General features: G+C 53.8%; 10 protein-coding genes. 1 reads left to right on the forward strand and 9 read right to left on the reverse strand.

Going from position 1 to position 13,571, the window contains the following annotated elements; all coding sequences use genetic code 11:
- Nucleotides 1–115: 115 nt before the first annotated feature.
- The 5 genes from SBI19_RS14720 to SBI19_RS14740 all read right to left on the reverse strand — a co-directional run bounded on the left by SBI19_RS14720 (nt 116) and on the right by SBI19_RS14740 (nt 2,775).
- On the reverse strand, nt 116–820 hold the full coding sequence (locus SBI19_RS14720; RefSeq protein WP_317969424.1) for a TRM11 family SAM-dependent methyltransferase: 705 nt from the start codon (nt 818–820) through the stop codon (nt 116–118).
- 36 nt (nt 821–856) lie between these two features.
- On the reverse strand, nt 857–1,084 hold the full coding sequence (locus SBI19_RS14725; protein WP_317969426.1) for a hypothetical protein: 228 nt from the start codon (nt 1,082–1,084) through the stop codon (nt 857–859).
- Nucleotides 1,085–1,318, reverse strand: a complete 234-nt coding sequence (locus tag SBI19_RS14730; protein WP_317969428.1) for a hypothetical protein — start codon at nt 1,316–1,318, stop codon at nt 1,085–1,087.
- Between the two features lie 135 nt (nt 1,319–1,453).
- Nucleotides 1,454–2,506: a hypothetical protein gene (locus SBI19_RS14735; RefSeq protein ID WP_317969430.1), complete on the reverse strand. Its 1,053-nt coding sequence runs from the start codon at nt 2,504–2,506 to the stop codon at nt 1,454–1,456.
- 5 nt (nt 2,507–2,511) lie between these two features.
- Nucleotides 2,512–2,775, reverse strand: coding sequence for an acyl carrier protein (locus SBI19_RS14740; RefSeq protein WP_317969432.1), 264 nt, complete (start codon nt 2,773–2,775; stop codon nt 2,512–2,514).
- Nucleotides 2,776–2,920: 145 nt separating this feature from the next.
- Here SBI19_RS14740 and SBI19_RS14745 point away from each other — a divergent pair, with 145 nt between their 5' ends.
- Nucleotides 2,921–4,027, forward strand: coding sequence for a hypothetical protein (locus tag SBI19_RS14745; protein WP_317969434.1), 1,107 nt, complete (start codon nt 2,921–2,923; stop codon nt 4,025–4,027).
- On the opposite strand, the gene SBI19_RS14750 is transcribed toward SBI19_RS14745, so the two are convergent.
- Genes SBI19_RS14750 through SBI19_RS14765 form a run of 4 tightly spaced genes read right to left on the reverse strand, consistent with a single transcriptional unit; the run spans nt 4,028 to nt 13,571 of the window.
- Nucleotides 4,028–4,825, reverse strand: coding sequence for an ABC transporter permease (locus SBI19_RS14750; protein WP_317969436.1), 798 nt, complete (start codon nt 4,823–4,825; stop codon nt 4,028–4,030).
- Nucleotides 4,806–5,744 carry an ABC transporter ATP-binding protein gene (locus SBI19_RS14755; RefSeq protein ID WP_317969438.1) on the reverse strand — a complete coding sequence of 313 codons (939 nt, stop codon included), beginning with the start codon at nt 5,742–5,744 and terminating at the stop codon, nt 4,806–4,808. Before SBI19_RS14755 ends, SBI19_RS14750 begins: the two co-directional genes overlap by 20 nt.
- 14 nt (nt 5,745–5,758) lie before the next feature.
- Complete coding sequence (locus tag SBI19_RS14760) at nt 5,759–8,920, reverse strand: non-ribosomal peptide synthetase (protein WP_317969440.1); 3,162 nt, start codon at nt 8,918–8,920, stop codon at nt 5,759–5,761.
- Nucleotides 8,913–13,571, reverse strand: coding sequence for a non-ribosomal peptide synthetase (locus SBI19_RS14765; protein ID WP_317969442.1), 4,659 nt, complete (start codon nt 13,569–13,571; stop codon nt 8,913–8,915). Before SBI19_RS14765 ends, SBI19_RS14760 begins: the two co-directional genes overlap by 8 nt.

Raw genomic sequence — 13,571 nt, forward strand, 5'->3', positions numbered from 1 at the left:
CACACTCCTTGTATCGTTATCGTATTGGTAGCGCTGCCATAACTATTCGACTTACAGGACCGAAAACCCTTTCGATCCTCTCGATTTGGTGAAAAATCACTCAACTGGCCTGCATTTATCGTGCTGGCGTGACAACGAGATACAAGTAGCGGACGAAGCTGCTCTTGCGTACTTGGCAGTCGTCGATCACCTGCCAGCCGGTCCGCGACAGCTTCTCTTCCAGCGGCGAGGTCGCTACGATAATCGCTCTTGGCGCAAGCCTGCGGAGAGCTGCGAGCATCGCAAGCTCCTCCTCTTCGGGCAGCTTGGAGCATAGATTGTAGGGCAAATCCAGCACTGCCGCATCGTACCCGCCTTCTAGCGTCAGCATATCCGCCTTCACAGCAAGCGTCGTTGGATAGCCGAAATGAGCCAGATTGATTCTAGCTCCTCGGAGCGCCAGCGGGTTCCGGTCACAGCCTTGCATATCGATGCCCATCGACTGCGCTTCAATGACGACAGTGCCGATGCCGCAGCACGGGTCTACCGCACGAATACCTGTTGGATCAGGGACGGCAAGGTTAGCGACGGCTCTCGCCACGCGGGTGCTTAGTGCCGTCGAATACTTCTGCGGCTTCTCATTGTGACGCAGCCATACGGCGTCTCCCTCTACGGCCTCGCCCATCACCCAGCGGCAGTCTGCATACGCAACGCCGAACAATCGATCCGGACGCCGCATGCTAGCCGTTCCCCGAATGACGGCACCAAGCTGGCGTTCAATCGCCCGCTTCTCCTCGAAGTCATATGAGGCCCTCGAATCTCCTGTATCCGCGAACAACACCTTGAACGTGCCGCTGCCTGCATCCAGCTTATCTGCCTACGCCGCCAGACCGTCCAGCGTCTCGCTGGCCGCTTCCACCTGAATTCGCAATTTGACGAAAGGGCTCCGCGAAGGCGGTACGTTAAGCTTGCTCACCGCATAACGGAAGCCCTCTTCCTTCGCCCATTCCGCCTTCGGAATGCCAAGCAGCGCCCTAAGCTCCATTCCGCACAGCTCGGCTTCGTCCTCGTGATGGGCATAGACGTACACATACTCGTTCATCATCTATTCGTATAGCGCGTCGCGCAGCCGAGTCGACATCGTCGACATCGCCTCCGGCTTGCGCGCTGCTGCTCCTCTTTTTCCCTTCAACCGGTGCAGCTCTTGCTTCGCGCTGGCAAGCTCCGATTTGCACTTCGACAGCTCCTGTTTAAGCAGGTCTATCTCGCGCTGAAGCCGCTCGTTATCGGATGCAAGCTGTGCAGCTTGCTCATTATTGTCGTTCCCATACATCGTCATGGCGCTGTACGATCTCCTCTCGCACTCTTGTATCGAATGAATCATCGTACAATTGTACCATAACGCAGACCGGTTCTACTAAGTTGCAGAAATAACAATCCCGCTGCCAGCAAGTACTGTCAGCGGGATTGCAGCTTATCGGATCGACTTTTTCCCTACTGGCTGTCTCATTGCCGCAAGCAGCTGCTCCAAGGCAGCAGCTTCCGATGTCTGCAGCTGGTCCAGCTTCTCGTCTATGGAGGCAATCAGCCTCTCATTCTGGTCGGAGATGAAATACCTAAGCATTGCATTGCGAATGAGAAGCGCTTGCTTCTCGACAGCGTTCAGCTGAGCTTGCAGCTCGGGACGCTCCTCTATTTGCTTGTTCGTCACCAAATAATCGACTAGCCCCGACAAGCATTTCTTATGCTCCCATAGGATGTGATACGGCAGTAGGGATGACCTCACCTTGCCATCATTCGCACGCATCAGTCCGATATGCCTGCGCAGCTCGTCGTATACGCGAATGCCATACACCGCGTTCTCTCTTGGCCTGCTGAATATCGGGAAGCGTTCATACGTGTTTCTTCCCAACAGATAGTCCTCCAGCAGATGATAGGCTAAGTCGAGATTAAAAGGATAGGAGGCGTCCTTCACCTGCTCGATAATAATCATTTTGGATCGATTGTTCGCTTCGATCTCATAAGCGGACTTCGCTGCCGTTAAGAGCTGCGCTGCGCTCATTTCAATAGCCTCATACTGATTATTACGGCTTGAATAATCCATGACGATAAATTGTTCGCCAGCTGGATCATAACCTATGACCAGCACTTGACTGCGCCGATGAGTCTGCTCGAAGTAACCGGAATGAGTCAGATAGAAGCAATCGCATTCGATAAATACGTATTGTCCGCGATCTATGCAGCGCCTAATCAATTCGTCCATCGCGACGATAGTGCTCATGAACGGCACTTCTACTTCCTGATAATAGAGAAAAGGGTTATTCGTATGCCGAAACATATAATATTCGCCCATATAGAAGCTTAACCAATGAATATCCTGCTCCATCGCCTTCTCGGTATGCAGCTGCAGAAAATGGTTGTATATCCATGGCACCGAAGCCGGATCGTTCTCCATAATCGCCAGAAAATGCGCATACCGCTTATACCCCGCCACGCTTGGCGTCTGAATCGGCAATACCTTCCTCATCTGCATTACTTCCTGCTTGCAGCCGTCAACTGCTGCTCCATGTAATCGACGATTCCATGCAAATCGGGAACGGCATCCATCACCAGCATGTTGTCATCGAATACAACATCAAATTGTTTCTCGAGTTCAACGAGCAGCGCAATATATTCTAACGAAGTAACGGCATGCTCCTCATAGATCATCTTGCTGACCGATTGAAAGTCGAGATCGGATTTCTTGAAAGCATTAACGATCGCGGTAATGCCGCTCATGATTTGTTCTTTTTGCAAAGCTTCTCTCTCCTTTTCGATAAAATGGTATGCCTTTTGATGCGAAATTTTCGATCAGATCGCCCTATAAATAGATGGAAAAATATTATATTAATATTATAATATAGTAGATTTATCCTATCCCATCCGATCAAGGAGGTTGATTATGTCGCTGCAAATGTTGGACAACCGGTTTCTGACCTATTTCCACCATACCGACGGCTCCGCCAATCTAATGGCGTCCTGGCTCGAGTGTCAGCAGTTGTCCCATTACTTCACGTTGTGTAAGCAATACCCCCATTCCCAACCGTTCGAATACTTCGTAGAGCATCTCTGGTTTTCCGTCAGCTTCGCGCCTGCCTCCCTCATGGATATCGAGCTGTACAACCGTAAACCGCATGGCGCTTTTCGCGCCGAATCCTACACTTCCATCGGCATGCAAGGCATGCAAGGCATCGGCAAGCTGCTGGACGAAGGATATATCGTTCCATTTCAGACGTACGAGAAACGAGTTCCGTTCTTTCATGCATTCCGTTCCTTCACGGAGCCTTACACGGGACATCACAGCGGGACTCCGCATACATTCATCGCCATCGGACATACGCAGAATGAGCTTTACTATGCGGAAGCCCCTTGGAGTCTGCGGGAAATCGGCCACGTCGGCATACCGGAGAATAAGTCCGTTGGCGTCATATCCAAATCAGATCTGCTCCACGCCTTCGACTGCTTCGTCAAATACGACAAAATCGAACTCGATCGCGAGGCGCACCAAGGTATGGACTGCGATGCTTATCTGGAGGACTATTTGCGAGAAACGTCCAATCTCGAGAAGAAGCTGTCGAAGGCGTCGGCCGCCGCATCAGGCGATAACTCCCTTGGGTTCCATGCAGAAGGCCTTGAACGCTTGTACCGCATGCTCGAGGAGGACATGATCCAATTAAGCGAGCCATCCGGCGGAAACTCAGCCGTATCGAACGGAGATTTGCTTCACTGGAAATTCAATCAAGTCCGGAATAGAAGAGCCATTCTAGAGCAGCTTCTCCTCAAACGGCATTCTTCGTTTCCGAAGGATAAAGTAGAAAGAACCGTTTATCACCTACAACAAAATATAACGCTCTGGGATACTTTTCTAAGGTCGATCAAGAAGATGGTCATAAGCGGCAGCTATACGTTCCGAACGCCGGTGCGAGACTACTTGCTCCCGCTCGTTGAAAGCGAAAGCTTCCTGGCGGATTCCATCCGCAATCTGCACAAGCCAGGCCGCCGCAAATAACTAGTCGCGCCGCCAATCCAACCTGCGAATGCCAAGTAATCCAGCTGCTAATAACCAGAAAGCAACAGCCCCTGACATGATCCAGAACATGGTATCCAAATTCCCTACTAACGCTTTTCTGACCGCTAGGACAGCTTGTCCTGGCGGCAGCACATATGAGGTCGCCTTTAATGCCCACGGCAGCTTCTCCAGCGGCACCATGACCGGACATAGGAACGTGACGATCGCATAGCTTAAATAGAAATACAGGCTGAGCTGGGGCATCGACTTGACGATGCTCCCGATGCCGACCCCAATCACCGATAAACTGAGAGAGGCAACGAGAATAACCGGTATCGCAATCAAAATATTGTTAATGCCAAGATCCATATAGATGACTCCAAGAATCAAATTAGAGATGACTCCAGGCAGGGAGGACAACAGTCCAAGCACGAAAATAACAGACACGAACACGCTCTTGCGTATCGGCAGCGTTCCATAATAATCCATCTCGCCCGCATGCTTCATCCAAGCGATTCGCTGCATGGAGAAATTCATGCTGCCGTAACAGACGGACATCACGATATTGCCGGCAACCAGCCATTCGCTGCCCGTTCCGATCGTCACATAGGTTTGCAGCACCCAGAATAAACCAAGCGGAATAACAAACCCGAATAATACGATGAAAGGAGCGTTGCCGCGATAATCCGAGTATTGGAGCCGAAGCAGCAGCATAAACTCCTTCATGATCGGCATCTGAGCGCCGCTAACCTGCTGCCTTGCGCCGAGCGAAATTTCTTTAGTTAGCGCTTCCGACAAGCCGTTCACCTCCGCTGATTTGAATATACACGTCCTCTAATGTAGGCGTTAGAATTCGAAAATCCTCGATCACGTGAAACTGATTCATCACATAGGCGATCTGTTTCTCCGCATCCTCTCGCTCTACGATGAGCACATGTCTGTTTTTTCCTACATCCGTCATCTCGACCCCCTGCGGAAAGGCAAACGCCGCAGCTCCCTCGCGAAGCGTTAATTCCATTCGCACTTTATTCTCGACCTTGCCTTTGAGGGCGCTTGGCGTGCCCTCCGCCAATATTCTCCCATTCTTAATAATGGCGACGCGGTCCAGCGCTTGTTCGGCCTCCACCACATTATGGGTGACAAGCAGAATAGTCGAACCGTTACGGGCTGTATCTCGGATACACTGCCATATCGTCCGCCTAATCTCTGGATCCAAATCGTTGGTTGGTTCATCCAGAATAAGAACGGGACGTTCAGCGATTAACGTGGCCGCGATATTAACCAAACGCCGAAGCCCGCCGGAGAGCTGTACGATTCTTTTGTTCGCATGCTTGGTTAAGCCGAACCTCTCCAGCAGCTCTTTCATTGCAGCTCTCGCTGCATCATGACTTAGACCTCTCAGCCTGCCCGTAATTTCGATCACTTCTGCAGGATTGGACTGCACCGGCAGGGAGGAGCCCTGAGGCTGCACGGCGATCAAATTCGCAGCAACCTCAGGATGGGCAACCAGATCCTGATTGAACAAGGTAATGACGCCGGAAGTAGGCCGCGACAGCCCGGCCAGCTGTCTAATGAATGTGCTCTTGCCAGCCCCGTTCGGGCCAAGTAAGCCGTAGACCTCGCCTTGCATGATTTGAAGCGTGATATCTTCATTCGCGTAGGGAGATTTGGCGTCGTATCTTTTGTACAGCTGCTGAACGTCATAAACAGTCGTCATCCTAGGCTTTCCTCCTAGCGTGGTATTAAGCTGTGTTGAAGGTCGACAATTCGTTCGGCTAGAACAGACAAGCTCTCCGCCTCGTATACCTCTCTCATCGGTACATCGACCCCAAGCCGCTTGCGTATCTGCCCCACCATCTGCATGACCAATAACGAGTTTCCGCCTAGATCGAAGAAATTGTCCGTTAAGCTGATGCGTTCGACTTGAAGAACCGTTCTCCATGCCTCGGCGATTGCGCGCTCTGTATCCGTTACGGGTTCAACGATCTCTCGCGCTCTGCTAGTAGGTTTTATATCCAGCAGCTGCTTGCGATCCACCTTACCGTTGGGCGTCAATGGCAGGGATTCACATACGATAATTTCGGAGGGTATCATGTAGTCTGGCAAGAAGGCTCTTAATTCGCGCTTGATCGCCGCCGAGTCAAGCGTGAACCCCGAAGTCGGCACAACGTAAGCGACGATCCGTTTCACCGATTGGTCTCCTTCGTGAACGAGGACCACCCCTTCGCCGACGCCAGAAGCTCGGCGAACCGCCGCTTCGATCTCGCCAAGCTCGATGCGGTAACCCCGCAGCTTGATCTGATCATCCATTCGCCGAATATATTCAAGCGTGCCATTTTCTCGCCTCTTCACGAGATCGCCCGTGCGGTACATTCGGCTCGCTGTCTTAAAGGGCCGGAACGGATCTTCTACGAACCGTTCCTGCGTCAAATCGGGGCGATTCCGATAACCTCTGGCCAGTCCTTCCCCTCCAATAAATAACTCGCCGGGCACCCCTGGCGCTACCGGCTTCAACCGGTCGTCGAGCACATATACGCTCGTGTTATCGATCGGATGTCCAAGACTGACGCTTGCGCCGTTCAAGGCTCCCCACTCGACGCGGTGCACGGTCGACCACACCGTCGTTTCGGTCGGACCATACATGTTCCACAATGCTTCGCATCGGTCCAGCAGCCGTGTAGCCAACTCATTCGACAGCGCTTCGCCGCCGCACAGCGCCGTTATGCGATCGCCTCTCCAGCCTGCATCCAGCATCAATCGCCAAGTCGCCGGCGTCGCTTGCATCATGGTGATTCCGCTCTGCTTCATAAGCTTCATCAACCGATCTCCGTCAAGCACATCTTGGGCCGATGCAATGACGACGACTGCCCCGACCGTTAATGGCAGGAACAGCTCAAGCAGCGAAATATCGAACGACAAGGAGGTTACGGCAAGGAGCACATCCTTGCGTTTGATTCCCGGTCTTCGTCTCATCGAGGACAGGAAGTTAACGGCGCTTCGATGGGTCAGCTCAACGCCTTTGGGCCTTCCGGTCGAACCCGAGGTGTATATCACATACGCTAATTGAGCAGGGTCGCACATCAGATTCAAGTTGCTGTCTTGCTTCTCGCTCAAGCTCAAGCTGACCTGAGCTTGATCCAAGAGCAGCTGAGGCATGTCAATTCCGCCAAATATTAGAATAGACTGAGAAGTGCTAATGATAGCGGCCGGCTCTGCATCCTCAACGATCCAATTCAACCGATCTGCCGGATAAGCAGGGTCGAGAGGCACATAACAGCCCCCCGCCTTCAACACCCCTAGTACGGCTGCCACCAGATCAGATGAACGCTCTAAGCATATGGCAACAAGCGAGCCGTTCTGGACGCCCATCGCTTGCAGCCGATGAGCGATTTGATTGGCACGGCGATTGAGCCCGTCATACGATAAGACGCCATCTTGGAATCTAACAGCCGGCTGATCCGAATATCGTTCCGCCATCGCTTCGAACAGCTGATGGATGCCGCCCTTCGGAATGCGGGCTTTCGTTCGCCCATGCGCCTCCAACAGGACGGCCAGCTCCTGCTCGGTAAGCATGGACAAACTGCCGGCCTCAGCCTCAGGGCGCTTGGCCATATCCAGCACTAAAGCACGCAATTGACGAATGAGTTGATTCACGGACGCCGCTTCGAACCAGTTCTTGTCATATTGCATGAGAATGACGTATTCGTCCTCCGGCGCAACGGTAACGGTCATCGGATAATTCGTTTGTTCATCAATGTGCAGCGACCGGAACGTAATCTCCTCATCCTGCACGCCAAAAACATCGTTGCGCTGCAAATTCTCGAATAGAAGCAAACTTTGAAACAGCGGCTGACGATTTAAGCTGCTCCAACGATGAATCTCCGTTAGCGGCACATGGAAATACTCCCGCGCTTTCGCCTGTTCCACATGGACGCGCCTCAGCAGCTCGGCGACTTTGTCTTCAACCGTGTAAGTGATGCGTACGGGCAAGCTGTTAATGAACAGCCCTGCCATCTTGTCCGCCCCAGGCAGATCGGGCGGCCTGCCCGATACAACGGTGCCGAAGACGACATCCGTGCTGCCACTGTATGTACTTAGAAGCAGTGCCCATGCGGTCTGGAACAGCGTGTTGACGGTTATTCGTTGTTCTCTGGCGAACGATTCCAGCTGCCTGCTCTCTGCTGCGGAGAAAGTCAGCTTCTCCGCTTCTATCGACGGATCGCCTGCCTTCAGCCTGGCGTCCGGCAAGCTCGTCGTTTCCGTGAAGCCTTCAAGAACCGATTGCCAATACGCCTTCGCATGGTCCATCCTTCTTTTCTTGAGCCAGACGATGTAGTCTCGGTACGAAGGCGGCTGCGGCAGTGCAGCCTGTCCGCCTGCCCGAAGCTGCCGGTAAACCTCGAACACCTCGCCTAATACAATTCCCACCGACCATCCATCCAGAATGATATGATGGTAGGTCCATACGAACCGGAAAACATCCTCCGTTAATTGAATGAGGAGGTAACGTGCAGGCGGAGCGGATGAGAGCGAGAAATCTCTGCGCTCGTGCTTCAACGTATGGAACATCATCGCCTGCTGGGCATCATGGTCATGCGTCCGCCAATCCAGCATCCGCATCGGCACATCGGCCGCGCTATGCACGGCCTGAACGTTAGCGCTGACGTCCTCCCAATGAAAAGTCGTGCGCAGCGCTGCATGCCGTCGAATCACTTCGTTCCAGCTCTGGACGAAAGCGGGGATATCCATTCGGCCTTGAAAATCGAGCGTCGATTGAACGATGTATACGCCCGTTTCCGGTTCATACAGCGTATGGAATAAGAGTCCTTCTTGCAGTGGTGTCAAAGGATATGCGTCCTCGATTGTCGCTTTATTCACGAGCGGCTCACTCACCCTCTGCCTGTTGGATTTGTTTCATAATGCTGAGCAAGTCATTCTGATTCATCTGGGACAGGAAATCCTGCTCCTCTTCTCGTGTCTCCTCAGTGGATAAACAATACGAGATCAACCGTTGCAGCTGTTCCTTGAACGATGCCATGAAGCCTTCCATGGTCGCAGAATAGAACTGATTCGCGCTGTAAGTCAGAATGAGATGCAGCTTCTTATCCAGTACGAACCCGTCCAAATGCAATTCGTGGGTTCTGATCGTTGACGCATGCCGGTTCCTTCCGATATTGTGCTGCGAGATGGAGAAACGGCTGCTGTCTGCTTGATGTTGGTCGAATTGGCCCAAGTAATTCAGAATGATTTGCGGCTTCTGCCGGTTCCTCAATCTTGCTCTTACCGATTCATCCGGGTGCAAGTAGCGAAGCACGCCATAACCGATTCCTTTGTTCGGCACCTTGCGAAGTTGTTCCTTCACCTGGCGAAGCAATGCGCCCTCGCCTTCCCGATCATCCACATGAAGGGACAACGGATAGGTAGAGGTGAACCAGCCCACCGTCCGGGATAGATCTGCATGGTCGAACAAATCCTCCCGGCCGTGGCCTTCCATCTCGACATGGAGCGTGCTTGAACCGGTCTTATGCCGATAGGTCAGCCACAAAGCGGCTAGAAGCAGATCGTTCATTTGCAGCTTGTTCAGCTTCGGAATCTGCTGCAGCAGCGCGAGCGTTTCTTCTTCGCTTAATTGCTCTCTTATCAATAAAGCCGACGCTTCCTCGTTCGTACCTTCCGGCATATCCAGCGTCAGCGCTGAGGCAGCCCCTTCTGGAGACGTCCAGTATGCCTGCTCCGTCAACATTTCCAAGGAGCTTGCATAGCCGATAAGGTGCTTGCTCCATGCGTGCAAGGATGTTGTTTTTCCAGGCAATGCAAGCTTCATTCCTTGCTCATACTGCTCATAGGCTTGGGCAAGATCTTCCAGCAGAATTCGCCAGGACACGCCGTCGGTCACGAGATGGTGAGCGATGAACAGCACCTGACTCGGACGATCATGACCGCAATCGAACCATACGGCCTGGAACAGCGAGCCCCGCTCTAATTGAAGCTGCGATTGCAGCCTCTCGGAATGCTCGACAAGACTAGCGGCCTGCTCCTCTTCCGTAAGCTGCGATAAGTCAATGCGTATGCAGAGCAGCTCAGGATGGACATGCGCGATCTCTGCGTACCATTCATGAGTGGAGTCGTCCTTCCGGTAGGCAAAGCGCAATGCGTCATGGTGTTCAATCAATGCAGCGACGGCAGCCTGAAGCCCCTCGTAACGAACCCCGATCTGCGCTTCTACTAGCATGCATTGATTGTAATAATTCGGTACGCGGATGCCTTCGGTTTCGAAGAACCACCGTTGAATCGGCGTCAGCAGCTTCCGCTCGGCTTGGTCTTCGGCTTCGACGGAAGCGGCCTCGATGATCTCTTCGCTCAATGCAACACTTAATTCCGCTATCGAAGGTGCGCTGTATAACTTAGTCGGGCTAAAATGGATTCCTTGCTTATGCGCCTTCGCAACAATCTGGATACCTAGGATCGAATCTCCGCCGAGCTCGAAGAAGTTGTCGCGGAGGCCGATCTGCGGCAAACCAAGCACCTCGCTCCAGATTCCGGCCAGTTTCTTTTCCAGCTCCGTTCTTGGCGCCTCTTGTTGTTGAGCTTCGCTCTCGGCTTGCTCAGGCGGCGCTTCAGGATTCGGCAGCGACGAGCGGTCCACTTTGCCATTGACCGTTAACGGCAGTTGATCCATAAACGTATACGTCGTCGGCACCATGTGCTCCGGCAAGCGCTCCTTCAGCCATTCCCGAACCGTTGCTGCATTCGCTCCTTGCTTCGCCTCATCGTCCTGCACCAGATAGGCCGCCAGCAGCTTCTCGCCTGAAGGGCCGGTGCGAACAGCCGCCGCTCCTTCGCGTATGCCTGGGCATCGCACAAGCGCCGCTTCAACCTCGCCTAATTCAACCCGATAACCCCGTATCTTGACTTGATCATCCATCCGTCCCAGATATTCAATTACGCCATCCATTCGGTACCTCGCCAAGTCGCCGGTCTTATACAACCGTCCGCCTTCGGCGTCGAATGGATCGGGAACAAACCGCTGCTCGGTCAGCTCTGGCCGGTTCAAGTAGCCGCGCGCCACGCCCGCTCCGCCGATGTACAATTCGCCCTGCACGCCGACCGGCACTGGCTGCATCCGCTCGTCCAGAATATACAACCGCGTATTCGCGATCGGACGGCCGATCGGCACTGCCCCCGTCGATGGATCCTGAGGCTGCACTTCATAGATGCAGCAGCCGACCGTCGTTTCTGTCGGTCCATATTCGTTAATGAGCCGAATGTTCGGGGCATGGTTTCTCCAGTATCGCAGCTGTTCGCCCAGCAGCTGTTCGCCGCCGATGACGAGCGTTCGGGCGCTCTCCGCCCCATCGGCTTCCGACAGCAGATGGCCTAGCGCGCCAAGATGCGCAGGCGTCAGCTTCACGAGCGTATAGTCCGCCTTCCCTCGCAACGTGTCCGCCAGTTCCTCCGCCGCCAGCCGCTTGCCTTCCGGCAGAAGCCGCACGGTTGTGCCGGACAGCAGCGGCACGAGCACGCTCGTGACCGTCAAGTCGAAGGCGAGCGACGAATGAACAGGCGCTCCCGTTCCTTCCGTCCCTCGGTAATGCGCCGCGGCCCAGGCGACGTAGTTCATGACGTTCCGATGCTCGATCATGACACCCTTAGGCTGACCGGTCGAACCCGATGTGTACATGACGTACGCTAGATGATGCGGCTCTGCTAAAGCTGGCTGCTGAATCGCACCTGCATCTGCATCAGTATCGGCGTCCGCGCCAGCAACAGCTTCAAGCCCGTCGAGCAATACGATGTCACCGCGATAATTCGCGAAGCGCTGCTCGTGCCCCCGCTCGGTGACAAGCACCGACGCCGAGCTGTCTTCCAACATGAACGCAAGCCGCTCCTGCGGATAGGCCGGGTCGAGCGGCACATAGGCGCCTCCCGCCTTCAGAATGCCGAGCATGCCGACGATCAGACTTGACGAGCGATCCGCGCATAAGCCGACTCGCATATCCGGTCCAATGCCCTTGGCAGCCAAGCACATCGCCAATACGTCCGATCGTCTGTCGAGCTCGCGATAGGTCATCTCGCCTTGCTCGTCCACGATCGCCACCGCTTCGGGCGTACGCTTCGCCTGCGCTGCGAAGGAACGATGGATCAACTGCGGCTCTGCTGCCGTGACGCTTGGTCCTTCTCCCCATTCCGCGAGCATTTGCGTCCGCTCCTGCAGGGTCGTACTTGGCAGCTCCGCAGCAAGCTTGGTCGAATCTTGCGCGATCGTTTCCAACACCAAGCCCATATGCTTCAACAGCCTGTTCACATCGGAATCGCTAAACCGCTGAATGTCGTACTCCATCCGAACGAATAAACGCTCTCCCGGCACGACCGTGATGGTCAGCGGGAAATTCGTTCGAACCGTTGCATCGATATCGACGAGACCGATGTCCTTCGCCCGCTCCGTCAACGATTCGTCAATCGGGAAGTTCTCGAACACGACAATGCTCTGGAACAGTTGAACGCCGGCAGGCAGCGGACTCCAACGCTGAATGCTGCTCAGCGGCGTGAATTCATATTGCAGCGCCTCCGCATGCTCACGTTGAATACGAGACAGCATGGCGGTGATAGACTCCCCATCATGAAGTTGAATGCGCACGGGAATCGTATTGATCGTCATGCCGACGACTTCATCAACCCGAGGCAGACTCGCCGGCCGTCCCGATACCGTCGCGCCGAACACAACATCTTTATCGCCGCTATAAACGCTTAACAGATGCGCCCAGACGCCTTGAATGGCCGTATTAAGCGTAATTCGATGCTCTCTGGTGAACGAAACCAGCTTCGAGGTCGCGTCTGCGGACAACATGAAGCTCTGTTCATCGATCCGAATGACAGCGTCGGCCGTATCCGCTTGCTGCCCGATCTGCAAGGCTGTCGGCTTATTAAAGCCGCTCAACGCTTGCTCCCAATACGATTGCGCGGCAGCTTCATCCTGGCTTTGCAGCCAGTTCACATAATAGGAGAATGGCATAACAGGCGCGAGCTCCGGTTCCGCTGATTGGGAATAAGCACGATAGCAGGCGAACAGCTCCTTGGACAAAATGCCGAGCGACCATCCATCCAGCAGTAAGTGGTGCGTCGTCCATACTAAGTGGCAGGAATCTTGTCCAAGCGAGATCAACGTCAGCCGCATCAGCGGCGGATTCGTAATGTCAAATCCTTGCTTACGGTCCTCTTCCACAAAACGCTGCAAGGCCGAATGCTGCTCATCCGTACTCAAATGCCGCCAGTCCAGCTTCGCAATCGGAATGTCGACATGATCGAATACGATTTGCAGCGGCTTCTCGACGGCTTCCCAGACGAAAGCGGATCGCAGCACCGGATGGCGCTGCACAATCGTATTCCAGGAGCGCTCGAAGGCTGCCTCCTTGATCGTCCCTTGCAAGGTATATCTGAATTGGGCAACGTATAATTCCGAATCCGTTTCGTTGATGCTGTGAAACAACATGCCTCTCTGAACGGGCGTCAACTCGTATATATTTTCAATTTGGGAAGTCTTCAT

It is taken from the genome of Paenibacillus sp. CCS19 (assembly GCF_033239625.1).
In the GTDB taxonomy this organism is placed as follows: domain Bacteria; phylum Bacillota; class Bacilli; order Paenibacillales; family Paenibacillaceae; genus Paenibacillus_T.